14 protein-coding genes are annotated in these 14,982 nt (G+C 66.1%); 5 read left to right on the top strand and 9 right to left on the bottom strand.

Translation table 11 applies throughout. The annotated features are described in order from the left end of the window. The first annotated feature begins 226 nt into the window (after positions 1-226). A complete protein-coding gene (gene ndk / locus E4K64_RS21835; protein ID WP_135165368.1) occupies positions 227-649 on the top strand; it encodes a nucleoside-diphosphate kinase in 423 nt (140 codons plus the stop codon). Positions 650-690: 41 nt separating this feature from the next. Continuing rightward, entirely contained in the window at positions 691-1,551 is an 861-nt protein-coding gene (locus E4K64_RS21830; RefSeq protein WP_135165367.1) for a TerC family protein, read from the top strand. Between the two features lie 9 nt (positions 1,552-1,560). Here E4K64_RS21830 and E4K64_RS21825 read toward each other — a convergent pair whose 3' ends face one another. The 5 genes from E4K64_RS21825 to E4K64_RS21805 form a co-directional block, all read right to left on the bottom strand. Then, positions 1,561-1,872: a DUF3240 family protein gene (locus E4K64_RS21825; protein WP_135165366.1), complete on the bottom strand. Its 312-nt coding sequence runs from the start codon at positions 1,870-1,872 to the stop codon at positions 1,561-1,563. Beyond that, positions 1,869-4,943 (bottom strand): efflux RND transporter permease subunit, encoded by a 3,075-nt coding sequence (locus tag E4K64_RS21820; protein ID WP_135165365.1) that lies wholly within the window; start codon positions 4,941-4,943, stop codon positions 1,869-1,871. Before E4K64_RS21820 ends, E4K64_RS21825 begins: the two co-directional genes overlap by 4 nt. Then, on the bottom strand, positions 4,944-5,978 hold the full coding sequence (locus tag E4K64_RS21815; RefSeq protein WP_235884747.1) for an efflux RND transporter periplasmic adaptor subunit: 1,035 nt from the start codon (positions 5,976-5,978) through the stop codon (positions 4,944-4,946). Positions 5,979-6,307: 329 nt separating this feature from the next. Further along, positions 6,308-6,871, bottom strand: coding sequence for a cytochrome b/b6 domain-containing protein (locus tag E4K64_RS21810; protein WP_126258441.1), 564 nt, complete (start codon positions 6,869-6,871; stop codon positions 6,308-6,310). Positions 6,872-6,882: 11 nt separating this feature from the next. Continuing rightward, the gene (locus E4K64_RS21805) at positions 6,883-7,158 is read right to left on the bottom strand and encodes a PepSY domain-containing protein (protein WP_135165363.1); all 276 of its coding nucleotides are present in this window, start codon (positions 7,156-7,158) and stop codon (positions 6,883-6,885) included. 84 nt (positions 7,159-7,242) lie between these two features. Here E4K64_RS21805 and E4K64_RS21800 point away from each other — a divergent pair, with 84 nt between their 5' ends. Genes E4K64_RS21800 through E4K64_RS21790 form a run of 3 tightly spaced genes read left to right on the top strand, consistent with a single transcriptional unit; the run spans position 7,243 to position 9,655 of the window. Next, positions 7,243-7,617: a PepSY domain-containing protein gene (locus E4K64_RS21800; RefSeq protein ID WP_430642522.1), complete on the top strand. Its 375-nt coding sequence runs from the start codon at positions 7,243-7,245 to the stop codon at positions 7,615-7,617. Beyond that, positions 7,617-8,282, top strand: a complete 666-nt coding sequence (locus E4K64_RS21795) for a response regulator transcription factor (RefSeq protein ID WP_126258438.1) — start codon at positions 7,617-7,619, stop codon at positions 8,280-8,282. Before E4K64_RS21800 ends, E4K64_RS21795 begins: the two co-directional genes overlap by 1 nt. Then, the gene (locus tag E4K64_RS21790; RefSeq protein WP_135165362.1) at positions 8,279-9,655 is read left to right on the top strand and encodes a sensor histidine kinase; all 1,377 of its coding nucleotides are present in this window, start codon (positions 8,279-8,281) and stop codon (positions 9,653-9,655) included. Before E4K64_RS21795 ends, E4K64_RS21790 begins: the two co-directional genes overlap by 4 nt. A gap of 37 nt (positions 9,656-9,692) precedes the next feature. On the opposite strand, the gene ppx is transcribed toward E4K64_RS21790, so the two are convergent. The 4 genes from ppx to E4K64_RS21770 all read right to left on the bottom strand — a co-directional run bounded on the left by ppx (position 9,693) and on the right by E4K64_RS21770 (position 14,869). Further along, on the bottom strand, positions 9,693-11,195 hold the full coding sequence (ppx, locus tag E4K64_RS21785) for an exopolyphosphatase (protein ID WP_135165361.1): 1,503 nt from the start codon (positions 11,193-11,195) through the stop codon (positions 9,693-9,695). A gap of 15 nt (positions 11,196-11,210) precedes the next feature. Then, the gene (locus E4K64_RS21780; RefSeq protein WP_167772187.1) at positions 11,211-13,403 is read right to left on the bottom strand and encodes an RNA degradosome polyphosphate kinase; all 2,193 of its coding nucleotides are present in this window, start codon (positions 13,401-13,403) and stop codon (positions 11,211-11,213) included. A gap of 153 nt (positions 13,404-13,556) precedes the next feature. Next, the gene (locus E4K64_RS21775; RefSeq protein WP_135165360.1) at positions 13,557-14,234 is read right to left on the bottom strand and encodes a P-loop NTPase family protein; all 678 of its coding nucleotides are present in this window, start codon (positions 14,232-14,234) and stop codon (positions 13,557-13,559) included. A 92-nt stretch (positions 14,235-14,326) separates the two neighbouring features. Then, on the bottom strand, positions 14,327-14,869 hold the full coding sequence (locus E4K64_RS21770; RefSeq protein WP_025035876.1) for a CDP-alcohol phosphatidyltransferase family protein: 543 nt from the start codon (positions 14,867-14,869) through the stop codon (positions 14,327-14,329). Positions 14,870-14,982 lie beyond the last annotated feature (113 nt).

Raw genomic sequence — 14,982 nt, 5'->3', positions numbered from 1 at the left:
GTTTCGATGGAAGGAGCATAAGCCGGCAGGCCGAACCAAAGCCTGAATGGAGGCTTCAGATTCGGTTCATCTGGGTGAAATCTCGGTAATTCATGCCTAGATCCGGCCGGGCCGCCTGCGGCGAAGCGCCTGTGAGAGGCTTTGGGCGCTCGCTTGCCGTCCGGCAAAGGCGCCGATATAAGCCCCGCAACCCGGCAATCACCGCTTTCTTCCCAAGGACAAGATCATGGCCATCGAACGCACTTTCTCGATCATCAAGCCCGACGCGACCGCGCGTAACCTGACCGGCGCCGTCAATGCCGTGATCGAAAAGGCGGGCCTGCGTATCGTCGCGCAGAAGCGCATCCGCATGACCAAGGAACAGGCCGAGACCTTCTATGCCGTCCACAAGGCGCGCCCGTTCTTCGGCGAGCTCGTCGAGTTCATGACCTCCGGTCCGGTCGTGGTGCAGGTGCTGGAAGGCGAGGGCGCGATCGCCAAGTACCGCGAGGTGATGGGCGCGACCGATCCGGCCAAGGCGGCCGAGGGCACCGTCCGCAAGCTCTACGCCAAGTCGATCGGCGAGAATTCGGTGCACGGCTCGGATGCGCCGGAGACGGCCGCGATCGAGATCGCGCAGTTCTTCTCGGGCAACGAGATCGTCGGCTGATCAATCCGCCGTAAGTTAAAGACCGGACGAAAGGACTCATTGTGGACTGGCTCTGGCAGATCTTCGATCCCGCGACGATCGGGGCGTTCTTCACCCAGTTTCGCAACGAGATGGCTGCGCCGACCTTCTGGATCGCGGTCGGCAAGATCATCTGGATCAACATCCTGCTCTCCGGCGACAACGCGCTGGTGATTGCGCTGGCCTGCCGCGGCCTCTCGCCGCGACACCGGCTGTGGGGCATGATCTTCGGCGCCGGCGCGGCGGTGACGCTGCGGATCATCTTCACCGGCATCGTCGCAACGCTGATGGAGCTGCCTTACCTCAAGCTGATCGGCGGACTCGCGCTGATCGTGATCGCGGCCAAGCTCCTGGTGCCGGAACACGAGGACGAGGACGACGTCGACGCCGCCGCGCATCTGTGGCACGCCATCCAGATCGTCGTGGTCGCCGACATCGTCATGAGTCTCGACAACGTCATTGCGGTGGCTGCCGCTGCCAATGGCAGCGTGCCGCTCCTGATCCTCGGCCTTGCCATCAGCGTGCCGCTGATCGTCGCCGGCGCGGCGCTGATCATGGCGCTGCTCGAAAAGCTGCCGGTGCTGGTCTGGGCCGGTGCGGCGCTGCTCGGCTGGATCGCGGGCGAGGTGATGGCGACCGATCCCGGCGTCGCGCCCAGGCTGCACGCGCTGTTCGACGGTCCGTTCGGCGCCTCGCTCGACAGCATGCTCGGTGCCTTGCGGATTCCGCCGCAATTCGGCCATGGCGGCGCCGGCGGCGAATATTTCTGCGCAGCGCTCGGCGTCATCGTCGTGCTGGTGGTCGGCACCATCTGGCGCCGGCGCAAACTGACCGCCGCCGCGCTGGAATCGTCCGAGCGCCACGCCAGGGCGTCGGCCGAATAGGCCGACCTCTCAGTCGATCCTGCCGAGTTCCATGACCGGCGTCGTCCAGTAGACCAGCTTGGTTCCGGCGAACGAAACCCGCAGACGGTCGAGCAGCCGGCCCGCCTCTTTTCCTGGCAGCACCACTTGCACGACGGTCTGGTCGGCATGGCCCTTCACGCGTTCGGCGGCCGTATGCAATCGAACCTCGGTGCCGTGACCCGAGCCCGGCGTGGCCGTGAATCCGGAAACCAGATCGCTCTGTTCGGCGAGATGGTCGAACACCTCGTCGCGGAGCCGATGCGGCACGATCAGCGTGAGGCAGACAAGCTGGTCGATCATTTCGCCACCTTCGACGTGCCGCCGTAGCGGCGATACAGGATCGGCAGGAGAATCAGGGTGAGCAGGGTGGAGGACAGCAATCCTCCAATCACGACGATAGCGAGCGGCCGCTGCACCTCGGATCCCGGACCGGATGCGAACAGCAGCGGGATCAGGCCCAGCGCCGTGATGCTCGCGGTCATCAGCACGGGCCGCAGCCTGCGCATGGCGCCCTCGACGACGATGCGGTGCTCGGGGAGGCCGTGGGCGCGCAGCTGATTGAAATAGGACACCAGGACGACGCCGTTGAGCACGGCGATGCCGAGCAGCGCGATGAATCCGACCGAGGCCGGCACCGACAGGTACTCACCCGTCACCACCAGGGCGAAGACGCCGCCGATCAAGGCAAAGGGAATGTTGACGAGCACCAGCAAGGCCTGGCGGATGGCGCCGAACGTGGTGAACAGCAGCACGAAGATCAGGCCGATCGCGACGGGAACCACGATCGACAGGCGCGCGGCGGCGCGTTGCTGATTCTCGAACTGTCCGCCCCAGGTCAGCCGGTAGCCGTTCGGAAGCGGCAGCTCGGTCGCCACCTTCTGGCGCCCGGCTTCGACGAAGCCGACCATGTCGCGGCCGCGCACGTTGGCGCGCACCACGCTCATGCGGGCGCCGTCCTCGCGGTCGATCTTCACCGGACCGTCGACGCGCTGGATGCGGGCGACCTGTGACAACGCGACATGCTGTCCCGAGGCCAGCGTCAGCGGCAGGCTCGCCAGCAGCGTCGGCGCTTCCCGCGTCGTCTCGCCGCCCCGGACCAGGATCGGCGTGCGGCGTCCCTCCTCGAGCGCGGTCCCGATGGTTCGGCCCTCGATCTGGGTTCGCAGCGAGTTGACGATGGAGTCCACGGTCAGACCGAGGCGGCCGGCCTCCATGCGATTGACCGCGACCGTGTAATATTGAGCGCCTTCGTTCAGCGTGGTGTAGACGTCCTCGGCCCCGTCGATGCTGGAGAGGATCGCCGACAGTCTTGCCGCGGTTTCATTCAGCCTGGCGATGTCGGGGCCGAAGATCTTGACGGCGACGTCGCCGCGCACGCCGCTGATCATCTCCTGCACGCGCATGTCGATGGGCTGGGTGAAGCTGAGCGAGATGCCGGGAAAGCCGGTCAGGACCTCGCGAAGCTTCTGCAGCAGGGCCTCGCGGTTGTCGGTCGCGCGCTCGGCCGCCGGCTTGAGCACGAGGAACGTGTCGGTCTGGTTGGGACCCATGGGGTCGAGGCCAAGCTCGTCCGATCCGGTGCGGGCGACGATGCCGGCAATATCAGGCACGGCCAAAAGCGCGGTCTGGAGCCTGGCGTTCATGGCAAGCGACTCGTCGAGGTTGACGGAGGGAAGCGTCTCCACGCTGACGATGACATCGCCTTCGTCCATCGTCGGCATGAAGGTCTTGCCGAGCTTGGTATAGGCGAAGCCCGCCGCGACCAGGCCGATCAGGGCGGCCGCCATCACCTTGCGCTCGTTGTTCAAGGCCCAGTCCAGTGCCGGCGCGTAGACCCGTTGGGCCGCACGTACCAGCAGGGGATCGCGATGCGAGGCGGACTTGAGCACGAAGGAGGTCGCGACCGGGATCACGGTGAGCGCCAGCAGCAGCGAGCCGGCCAGCGCGAAAATGATGGCCAGCGCGACCGGGATGAACAGCTTGCCCTCCAGCCCCTGCAGCGTCAGCAGGGGGACGAACACGATGATGATGATGAGCACGCCCGAGGCGACCGGCTCCAGCACTTCGCAAACCGAACGGTAGATCAGGTGGATCAGCGGGAGAGACTTGCCCGGTTCGTGCTTGCCGAGGTTGCCGACGATGTTCTCGACCACGACCACCAGGGCGTCGATCAGCATGCCGATCGCGATCGCAAGTCCGCCGAGACTCATCAGGTTGGCCGACATTCCCACCACGCGCATGATGATCAACGCGATCACGATGGCGAGCGGCAGGCTGAGCGCGATCACGAGCGAAGCCCGCCAATTGCCGAGGAAGAGCAGCAGAAGAACGATGACGAGAGCGGTGGCCTCGCCGAGGGCCCGCACCACGGTGCCGACGGCGCGATTGACCAGGCGGCTGCGGTCATAGAACACGTTGATCGAAACGCTCTTGGGCAGAGAGCCGTGTAGCTCGGCGAGCCGGGCGCGTACGTCGCGGATGAGCTGACCCGCGTTGGCGCCGCGCAGGCCGAGGACGAGCCCCTCGACGGTTTCGCCGCGGCCGTCCGCCGTGACGGCGCCATAGCGCGTCAGCGTCCCGACTTTGACGGTCGCGACGTCGTTGACCAGGATCGGCACACCCTCGCGGGTGTCGACCACGATGGCCTTGATGTCCTCGATCGAACGGATGCTGCCTTCGATCCGAACCAGCGCGCTGTCCTCGCCCTGGTTCACCCGTCCGGCGCCGTCGTTGCGGCTGTTGGCTTCGATGGCTCGGCGAAACAGGTCGTAGGAAATGCCGCGCGCCGCCAGCGCGTCGTTGCGCGGCACGATCTCGAAGGCGCGGACATAGCCGCCGAGCGCATTGACGTCGGCAACGCCGGGCACGGTCCGCAGCGCGGGGCGGATCACCCAGTCGAGCAGGGTCCGGCGCTCGGCGAGCGAAAGCTCGGGACTGTCGATGGTGAACATGAACATCTCGCCGAGGGGGCTCGTGATCGGCGCCAGACCGCCGCTCACCCCTTCCGGGAAGTCGCGCGAGATGTTCGACAGGCGCTCCGAGACCTGGTTGCGTGCCCAGTAGATGTCGGTGCCGTCCTCGAAATCGACGGTGATGTCGGCCAGCGCGTATTTCGTGGTCGAACGAAGCACCTTCTTGTTCGGCAATCCGAGCAGCTCGAGCTCGACGGGGACGGTAATGCGCTGCTCGACTTCTTCGGGGGTGAGGCCCGGCGCCTTCATGATGATCTTCACCTGAACCGGCGAGACGTCGGGAAAGGCGTCGATCGGCAGGCCGGGCAGGAGGACAGCGCCCGCGCCGATCAGCAGCAGCACGCTCAGCATCACGAACAGCCGCTGCGACAACGCGAACGCAACCAGGCGGCGGAGCATCTATTGTCCCAGGCCTAAGAGAATGCCGCGAAGCGCCGAGATGCCGCCGATCGCGATCGCATCCCGGTCCGTAATCGGGCCCGACACGACGACGTGATCCTGATCCTCAGCGAGCAGCTTGACCGGGACCAGGCGGAAGCCGCCGTCGAAGGCGACGAAGACCGAGGTCTGCTCGCCCCTCCGGATCAGCCCGCTATAGGGAATCTCAAAGGCGCTTTCGCCGGCGGAAAGAAAGCCGATGCGGGCCGCGGTGGTCTGACCGGGATGCAGCTCGCCGTCGTTGGGGACCTCCGCGCGCACCAGGATGGTCTGGGTGGCAGGGTCGATGGTCTCGGAGACCAGCACGACCGTGCCGGGCGTGGAATAGCCCTCGATCTCGACTTTCGCGCCGGTGCGGATCGCTCGAATATTGGCGGCGGGAACTGCGATCTCGGCCCACAGCGGCGACAGCCGCGCCAGCTTGACCAGCGGCGCGGATTGTTCGAGCCGCTGCCCTGGCGACACCGCGACCTCGACCACGGACGCGGTTTGCGGCGCATTGACCGTGAGCGTGCCGCTGATCGCCGCTTCCTGGGCCAGTCGGGAAATGGCATCGTCCGACATCCCGCTGAGGCGCAGCATCTGGCGCCGTTCGGCGACGACGAGAGCCGCCTGGCGCGCTTCGGCCTGGCTCGCCTCCAGCACGCGTTGCGGCACGGCCTTGCCCTCGAACAGATCGACGTTCCGCTTGAGTTGCTGGCTGGCGAGATGCTCCTGCGCGATCGCGTGCAAATAGTCGCGTTGCTGGGAGACGAAGCTTGGACTCTCCAGGGTGACCAGCGGCTGGCCGGCCGTGGCGCGATCGCCGCGCCCGACCAGGAGATTGGCGACCATGCCCGCCACCGGCGCGCTGACAACCCACAATTGCGGTGTGGGGACCATGATCTGGACCGGGTAAGGCAGCGTCAGATCGGTCCGGCTGGCAACCGGATGGGTTACCCGGACGCCGAGATTGCGCGCCTGCGCATCGCTCAGCTTCACCTCGTCCTGCGCCATCGATGCCGAACTCAGCAGGCTCAATGCAACGGCGAAGAGCGCACGAACGAGCACGCCCCCGGACGAGGTGAGAGGGAGAGTTCTGCGACGGACTCGCATGAGGAAAAACCCAGACCTGGAGGCGAGCGAAGCGCTGATCGATTGCAGGTTTCGCTTAGCCCACCGGAGCATCGATGGGTTGATTTGCCTCAAGCGGGCCAGCCCCTTTGGAAGGCTGCTCGCCGTTCGTGGCGCGCTTCGGTTGATCTCAGTCGATTGCTTCATGGCCGCAGAGGTCAAGCTGTCGTCGCGCCTTTCGGAAAGGGGGCGGGCAGGCCAACCGACCTCGCTCATGATGGACGCTTCCTTCCCGTGATCATCGCCGTCACCAGGCTCTCACGGTGCTCGAAGCTTGCCAGCAGGACGCCAAGCACATGGACGACCACGAGGCCGATCGTGAGGTTGGCGAACGCCTCATGGACCTCCTCCACCCATTTCGCTCCCCAGAAGCTGTCGGTCGTCATCATGTAGCCGGTGGTGCAGGTGCCGATCAGCATGACGATCAGCGCCACGACCATCATGCCGCCGGCAGGATTGTGGCCAAGAAAGCGTGGCGCCCTGAGCAGCGCCACATCGCGCATATAGGCGAGCACCGCGCGCGGCGAGCGCACGAAGTCGCTGAAGCGTGCATGGCGCGGTCCCACGAAGCCCCACACGATCCGGAGCGCAAGCAACCCGGCAATGGTGTAGCCGGCGGCGATATGGATCTTTTCTATCTCGTCCCCGGTCGCATAGGCGAGCAGAAACAGCCCGGCCAGCGACCAATGGAATACGCGCACGAAAAGGTCCCAGACCTTTACCGTAGCCGGCGGCTTGGCGCCGCCGGCTACGACCGTATCGTGAATGGCGCTCATGATGCGGCCCCTTACAGCTGACCGACGATCCGGCCGCTGGTCGGATCGACGAACAATTCGACCCGGCTGCCGGACTTGTCGATCGTGTAGAGCTCGCCGCAGGCGTTCTTGAGCTTGGCCTTCTGGACCTTGTAGCCCTGGGCTTCGATCTTGGACTGCAATTGCTCGATCGACAGCCAGCTGGTCTGCGGCGCCGCAGTGCAGGGACGCCCGAGGCTGCCGGCGTGAGCGGTCGCGGCGGCTGCGAGCAAGGCGGCGGTGGCGGCGATGATGGTGATCTTGCGCATGTTCTCTCCAGCTTGTGGCGCCCGGCCGCGTCATGCGGCGAGGCGATGGGCGGACAGTGCCAGAACCGCCCTGACGGCCGCCTGTTGATCCACGTCAGCAATTTGTCAGGTCGATTGGGGCATTCTCTGCCAATGCAATCCTCAGGCTTTCTGGAATTCCTCGCGGTGCCGCTGCTGGCAGGATTCCTGCTCGCGCCGATGCCTGCGGCCGCAGGCGACCACGATAAGGGCGCGCCGGACGCGGTTCGCCGCGCAGTCGAGGCCGGCGAGATCAAGTCGCTCGCCGACATTCTCGCCTCGCTCCGTGGCAAGCTGCCGGGCGAGGTTGCGGGGGTCGAGATAGAGCGTGAGCGCGGCCGCTGGATTTACGAGTTTCGCCTGGTTGACGACAAGGGCCGGCTCTACGAAGCGCATGTGGACGCGCGTAGCGGCGAGATCGAACGCATCAAGGAGAAGTGATGCGCGTGCTGCTCGTGGAGGACGATCGACGGATCGCGGCCGATGTGGAGAGGGCGCTCCGCGCGGCCGGTTATGTGGTCGAGACCGTCGGCAACGGCGAGGAAGCCTGGTTCCGCGGTGACACCGAGGATTACGGCGCGATCGTCCTCGATCTCGGCTTGCCCGGCATGGACGGTCTGGCGGTGCTCAAGCGCTGGCGCGCGAATGGGCGGTCTATGCCGGTGCTGATCCTGACGGCGCGCGGCAGCTGGGCCGAGCGCGTCGATGGCATCGACGCGGGCGCCGACGATTACCTGCCGAAACCGTTTCGCATGGAGGAATTGCTGGCGCGGCTGCGCTCGATCGTGCGCCGCTCGGCGGGGCATGCCTCGCCACGGATCATCGCCGGCGAGGTCGAGCTCGACGAGCGTCAAATGAAGGTGATGCTGCGCGGGGTACCCGTCGCGTTGTCGCCGTTGGAATACCGCCTGATCGCCTTTCTCCTGCACCATCGCGGCCGCGTCGTATCGCAGCAGGAGCTCGATGAAAACGTCTATGGCCACGGCGAGGACCACGAGTCGAATGCGCTCGAAGTGCTGATCGGCCGCGTGCGCAAGAAGCTCGGTGCCGACCTGATCGAGACCCGACGCGGCTTCGGCTATCTGGTACCGGAGACGACGCCATGAGCTGGGGCTCGCTGCGGCTGCGACTGGTCGCTGGCGGACTCGTAGCTATCCTGGTCGCGCTGACGATTGCCGGCGCCGGGCTGACGTTGCTGTTCGAACGCCATGTCGCGCGCACCATCGGCGAGGATCTCGACGTTTATCTGAAGCAACTCGTCGCGGGTATCGACGCCGACGCGCAGGGCAGGCTGGTGGTCGGCCGGCCGCCGGCCGATCCTCGTTTTGCCGACCCTCTTTCGGGCTTGTACTGGCAGGTATCGGACGATGGCGGTCAGGTGCTGCGTTCACGTTCGCTCTGGGACACGGCGTTGGACCTGCCGCGGGATGAGCCGTCGCCTCGCGAATTGCATCGTCATGTCATCCCTGGACCCGCCGACGCGCGGCTCCTGGTCAGCGAACGCCGCGTGATGCTTACCCTGGGCGACCGCCGCGCGCCGGTGCGTGTCGCGGTGGCGGCCGATCTCGCCCGCGTGTCGGCCGCCGCCTCGCATTTCGCCAGGGATCTGGCGCTGGCGCTTGGCGTGCTGGGGCTGGTGCTGGCGGCGGCCACCTCGATCCAGGTCGGCCTCGGCCTTCATCCGCTGGACGCACTTCGCCGCGGCGTCGCGGACGTCCGCTCCGGGCAGCGCAAGCATCTCCCCGTCGAGGTCCCGACTGAGGTGAAGCCGCTGGTGGAAGAGGTCAACAGCCTGATCGACGCCCAGGAACGCGAAATCGAACGGTCGCGCAGCCGCGCCGCCGACCTGGCACACGGGCTGAAGACGCCGCTTGCCGCACTCGCGGCCGATGTCGCGCTGTTGCGTCAGCGCGGTGAGAAGGAGGTCGCGCAGGCAATCGAGGCCGTCGGCGAGACAATGAGCCGTCACGTCGACCGCGAGCTGGCACGTGCGCGGGCGAGGGGGACGGCACGCCTGCGCGGCGGTATTTCCACGCCGCTCAGACCGCTTGTCCAGTCCCTGATCCTGACGCTGGCGCGTACGCCTGCGGCACAGCGGCTCGCCTTCAAGACCTGCATGACGGGCGAGCCGAGCGTGCCGCTCGATCGCACTGATCTGGCGGAAGTGCTGGGCAATCTCTTGGAAAACGCCGCTCGTCACGCCAAGAGCGAAGTGCGCATAGTCGCGGATGCGGCGAAACCGGCGATCACGGTCGAGGATGATGGTCCGGGCATCGCGCCCGCCGAACGTTCACGCGTGCTCGAACGCGGGGTCAGGCTGGACGAGCGTGGCGAAGGGGCCGGCCTCGGCCTCGCGATCGTTCAGGACGTGCTCAGTGCCTATGGATGGCAGCTCATTCTCGCCGAGTCCGAGCTCGGTGGACTGCAAGCCATCGTCGCGCCGGCGGGCAGCCGCGATCGGATGGCTGCTGCTGATTGAAGAACCCCAGCCGCTCGCTTGACACCTGTTCTGTTCGTCAGCGCCGCACGATCGAGCCGGCGCGGCCAATCAGGCGGGCGAGCTGGCGGAAACGGCTGCCGACGCGGTCGGCGACGAGGTCGCCGAGGCGGTGCTCGAACACCAGCATTAATTTGCGTCCCTGGCTGCGGAAATGCGTGGCGGGCAAGACACCCGGACGTGCCGCCGAGATCAGATGCGCGACGCGGAACGCCGCGCCCAAGAGACGCGCGCGTTCGAGCTGTGCCGGCGTCAGCAGCTCCTGCGTGGTGACGGGCGGCTGATTTTCTTCGCTGAGGCCCGCATAGCGATAGAACACCGACAGGCCGACGAAGGCGCGCTCGGTGTGGGTGATCGCGCCGAAATTGCCGTTGACGACGAGGCTCAGCGTCTGCTCGCCGCGGTGATCCGGATGCACGCGCCAGCCGATATCGGACAAGAGGCACGCGGTGTGGCGCAGCCGCCGGTCTTCCTCGGTCTCGCGCAGCTTGACCACGCGCACGAGGCGATCGGTCCAGGCGATCAGCTCGCGGGCGTGCTTCGCCGAGCGCGACAGCAGCTGGTTCAGCTCCTCCGCGGCGCAGATCAGGCCGTCCTTGTTGCGTTCCGCCTCCGGCAGCTTCTCGTGCAGCAGGCCCTCGCGCACGCCGAAGGTCGAGAACACGATGGTCTTCGGCTTCGCCACCCGGATGATGTGCTCGAGCACCAGGGCCGCATAGGTGAGGAGCGGGCGGCGCGCGTCGGCAACGCTCTCGATGTCGGCGAGCATGTTCGCGGCCGCCAGGCGCCGCAGCCTGCGGGAAAAGTCGAGCGCCTCCGCCGCGGACAGCGAATAGCCGTGCATCACCTGGAGCGGATAGCCGCTCTGGATGATATGAATGCGCGCGAGGGCGCGCCAGGTACCGCCGACCGCGTAGAAGTTGCGGCCGCGGCCCGCGGTCAGCTGCGGCACCTCGTCGAGCTCCTCGCGCACGATGCGATCGGCGCGCTTGAGCGATCTGTGCGCAAGATCCTGTAGCGCAAGCCCGCCGAGCGGCAGGGTCACGCCGCTTCGCACGCTGTTCTTGCGCACGTCGATCAATTCGAGCGAGCCGCCGCCGAGGTCGCCGACGATGCCGTCGGGATGATGGATGCCTGAGATCACGCCGAGCGCCGACAGCCGCGCCTCGCGCGGGCCCGAAAGGATCTCGATCTTCACGGCGCAGATGCGCTCGGCCTTGGCGATGAAATCAGCGCCGTTGGAGGCGTCGCGGCAGGCGGCTGTGGCGATCGCGAACACGCGTCCGACCTGCATCACGCGGCACAAGGCGCGAAAGCGCTTGAGCGAGGTCAGCGCCTTGTCGACGGCGTCGGGGGCGAGCAGGCCGGTGCTCTGCACCTCGCGCCCGAGACCGCACAGCGTCTTCTCGTTGAAGATCGGAATGAGACTCCGCGCCAGCGCCTCGTAGACGACGAGACGGACCGAGTTGGAGCCGATGTCGATGACCGCGACGCTCGAGCCGCGCTTGCGCGGCCGCTTCACGTCGGAAATCCCCGATCAGGACGGATGGCGTTCGTTCCGGCGCGTGAGACGACGCGGCGAGGATTCCTTGAGCGACTTTCCACGGCCAGACAGACTCGGATTTGTCATGAAGTAGTTGTGGACGTTGAAAGGCTCCTCGCCTTTCGCGGTCTTCATACGCGTTGAGGACCCGTCCGGCAACAACTGCCAGCTCTGTTCATTGTCTTTCAGGTTGGCGACCATGATCTGTTCGAGAACCTGCTGATGCACCGTCGGATTTTGCAGCGGACACAGCACCTCGACGCGGCGGTCGAGGTTACGCGGCATCATGTCGGCGGACGAGATATACACAGCCGCCTTGGCGCTCGGCAGGCCCTGGCCCATGCCGAAGCAGTAGATTCGGCCGTGTTCCAGGAAGCGCCCGATGATCGATTTGACCCGGATGTTCTCGGATAGGCCGGGAATGCCGGGGCGCAGGCAACAGATGCCGCGCACCACGAGCTCGACCTGCACGCCGGCCTGCGAGGCCTCGTAGAGCGCGTCGATGATATCGGGGTCGACCAGCGCATTCATCTTCATCCAGACCGCGCCGTGCCGGCCGTGCCGCGCGTGCGCGGTCTCGCCCTGGATGTGCTCGATGATGCGCTTGCGCAAGGTCAGCGGCGACACCGCCATCTTTTCCAGATCGCTCGGCGCGGCGTAGCCGGTGATGAAATTGAACACGCGCGCGGCGTCGCGGCCGATGGTCGGATCGGAGGTGAAGTAGGAAAGATCGGTGTAGATGCGCGCGGTGACCGGGTGATAGTTGCCGGTGCCGGTATGAACATAGGTGGTGAGGCTGCCACCCTCGCGGCGCACCACCATCGAGAGTTTTGCGTGCGTCTTCAGCTCAAGGAAGCCGTAGACGACCTGCACGCCGGCGCGTTCAAGGTCGCGCGCCCAGCGGATGTTGGCTTCCTCGTCGAAGCGCGCCTTCAGCTCGATCAGCGCCGTGACGGATTTGCCGGCCTCGGCGGCTTCGGCGAGCGTGCGCACGATCGGCGAGTTGTTGGAGGTGCGGTAGAGCGTCTGCTTGATCGCGACGACATCGGGGTCGCGTGCGGCCTGCTGCAGGAACTGCACCACGACGTCGAAGGATTCGTAAGGATGATGGACGACGAGATCCTTCTGCCGGATCGCGGCAAAGATGTCGCCGCCATGCTCGCGCACACGCTCGGGGTGGCGCGGCACGTAAGGGGTGAATTCAAGATCGGGACGGTCGATGCGGGTGAGCTGCGAGAGCTCGTTCATCGCCTGCACGCCGTCGACCAGGAAGACCTCGTCGTCGGCGGCCGACAGCGCGTGCTGAACGAAGTTGCGCAACTGCTCCGGCATCTTGGCGTCGATCTCGAGCCGGATCACCGATCCGCGGCGGCGGCGCTTCAGCGCCGTCTCGAACAGGCGGACGAGGTCTTCCGCCTCTTCCTCGATTTCGAGCTCGGAGTCGCGGATGATCCGGAAGGCGCCCTGGCCGTGCAGATTGTAGCCGGGGAACAGGCGGTTGATGAACAGGGCGGTTGCCTGTTCCAGCGAGATCAGCCGAACGATCTTGCCGTCGGCCGGCAGGCGGATGAAGCGGTCGATCTTGCCGGGCATGCGGATCAGCGCGTTCATCTGCTTGCCGTCGGCGGCGCGCGTGAGCTGGAGCGCGATGGTGAAGCCGAGGCTCGGGATGAACGGGAAGGGGTGCGCCGGGTCGATCGCCAGCGGCGTCAGCAGCGGGAACACGTTGTTGAGGAAGTACTCCTCGATCCAGGTCCGTTCCGCCTTGGTGACGTCCTTGCCGTCGACCAGCACGATGCCGGCATCGGCCAGCGTGCCGCGCAGGTCGCGCCAGATCGCCTGCTGGTCGGAGGCAAGTTCGGACACGGTGCGGTTGATCAGCGCGAGCTGCTCGGACGGCGTCAGGCCGTCGGGGCTGCGTTCGGCGATGCCCTCGCGCACCTGGGCCTTGATGCCGGCGACGCGGACCATGAAGAATTCGTCGAGGTTATTTGCTGAAATCGACAGGAATCGCACCCGCTCCAGCATCGGGTGGTTGGAATTGACCGATTCCTCCAGGACGCGGCGGTTGAAATGCAGCCAGGAGAGCTCGCGATTGATGAATCGTTCGGGGCTGGACGCGATCGCCGGCAGACCCTCGACTTCCACGATTTTTTCTTTTGTTTCAATGGTTTGCGCAGAGTCCATCAGAAGTCTGTCCATCCTGTCTCGCCTCACTTTGCGATCTATGCGCAAAACCCGCGGGAGCATGTGTTACAGCGATGACGTTTCGATGACATTGATGTTCCGCCGCTTCGCTGCGTCAAGCGGGCCTCGCGGCCTGCGCGCGGGCGCGCGGGATCAGGCATCCCGGAGTAGCTCGGCGGCCAGCGCCCGGGTCACGGGGCGGCCGAGCCGCAGGGCCTCGCTGTCGAGCAGTTCCACGGCCTGGCGGGCGGCGGCCGAGGACCGCTCCAGGCGGGTGGCGAGATAGCTGACCACGCTCTCGTCCACGTTGAGCTGGCGGTCGGCGCAGAATTTCACGATCAGGCCGCGGAACAGCTGGTCGTCCGGGGGCAGCAGCGTGACCACCGGCACGGCGCGCAGACGCGAGCGCAGGTCGCGAAGCTCGATCTCCAGCGCGGCCGGCAGCTCGCGTCCGGTGAAGAGCACGTAGGCGCCGTCCTCGCGGGCAAGGTTCATCAGGTGAAAGAGGGCGCGTTCGTCGAAATCGCCCGCCCGGAGATCCTCGACCACCACGGCGCCGGTGGCGAGCGCGCCCGGAACGCCGGCGGCGGTCAGGACGTTGGCGGCGGTCGAGCGGGCGCCTGATATTTCGGCCCAGATCGCGGCGAGGTGGCTCTTGCCGCTGCCTTCCGGGCCGGCGAGCCACATGATCCGGTTCGGCCATTCCGGCCAGCTGTCGATCAGCGCCACACCGGCCGCGTTGGCGGGGCCCTCGAGGAAATTGTCCCGGCTGAGGCTCTCCGCATGCGGAAGCGAAAACGCCAATTGTCGGGGATGGACGCGGCCTGCCACGCTTGTCTTGCTCCATGCCGGCGCGCCGGCCCGTCTGAAGAGAATTCCGACTTGATCGGGCGGGAGTTGGCCTTTTGCGGGGCCGCATTCCCTCATTTGGCCTCGATCGTACTCATGTGCCGCAGCCATTCGACCAGATAGAGCGACACCGAGGAGAGCGTGAAGACCGTGACGAGGCCCATCAGGATGATATCATAAGGGGCCGGCTTGAAGCCGAAGGCAAGCGCCGCCAGCACCAGCGCCGCGAACGCCACTTGTGCAACGGTGTTGAGCTTCGACACTTTCGACGGCTTCATCTCGACCGGCCGGTCGAACAGCCAGGATACGATCACGGCGGCGACAATCATGATGTCGCGCGAGACCACCAGGATCACGATCCAGCGCGGGATCGCGCCCCAGATGCCCAGCGCCATGTAGATCGAGACCAGCAACGCCTTGTCCGCGAGCGGGTCGAGCAGGGCCCCGAGCTCGCTCGTCATGTTGAAGCGCTTGGCCAGGAAGCCGTCCACGGCGTCGCTGATACCGGCGATCAGGAAGACGGCGAACGCGACCTCCATTTGGCTCGACACGATGGCCCAGACGATGATCGGGACCAGCATGATGCGGCCCAGCGTGATGATGTTCGGAATACTCACGAAAGCGCTTCCCGGCACCCGGTCTGACCTCGAATCCGGCCCCTCGGGAGGCTGAACCGGTTGATATCTACATAGTATAGGCAGGAGCGCCATGCGAGCCATTGCGTGTCCCC

Source organism: Bradyrhizobium frederickii (assembly GCF_004570865.1).
GTDB classification, from domain to species: domain Bacteria; phylum Pseudomonadota; class Alphaproteobacteria; order Rhizobiales; family Xanthobacteraceae; genus Bradyrhizobium; species Bradyrhizobium frederickii.
Note: the sequence above shows the minus strand (reverse complement) of the source record. Positions and strands in the feature narration are given on the sequence as shown.

Bases quoted from the DNA above. Each gene is read 5' to 3' on its own strand.
- ndk (WP_135165368.1), top strand. From the start codon at position 227: ATGGCCATCGAACGCACTTTCTCGATCATCAAGCCCGACGCGACCGCG.
- E4K64_RS21825 (WP_135165366.1), bottom strand. From the start codon at position 1,872: ATGATCGACCAGCTTGTCTGCCTCACGCTGATCGTGCCGCATCGGCTC.
- E4K64_RS21820 (WP_135165365.1), bottom strand. From the start codon at position 4,943: ATGCTCCGCCGCCTGGTTGCGTTCGCGTTGTCGCAGCGGCTGTTCGTG.
- E4K64_RS21815 (WP_235884747.1), bottom strand. From the start codon at position 5,978: ATGGCGCAGGACGAGGTGAAGCTGAGCGATGCGCAGGCGCGCAATCTC.
- E4K64_RS21810 (WP_126258441.1), bottom strand. From the start codon at position 6,871: ATGAGCGCCATTCACGATACGGTCGTAGCCGGCGGCGCCAAGCCGCCG.
- E4K64_RS21805 (WP_135165363.1), bottom strand. From the start codon at position 7,158: ATGCGCAAGATCACCATCATCGCCGCCACCGCCGCCTTGCTCGCAGCC.
- E4K64_RS21795 (WP_126258438.1), top strand. From the start codon at position 7,617: ATGCGCGTGCTGCTCGTGGAGGACGATCGACGGATCGCGGCCGATGTG.
- E4K64_RS21790 (WP_135165362.1), top strand. From the start codon at position 8,279: ATGAGCTGGGGCTCGCTGCGGCTGCGACTGGTCGCTGGCGGACTCGTA.
- E4K64_RS21780 (WP_167772187.1), bottom strand. From the start codon at position 13,403: ATGGACTCTGCGCAAACCATTGAAACAAAAGAAAAAATCGTGGAAGTC.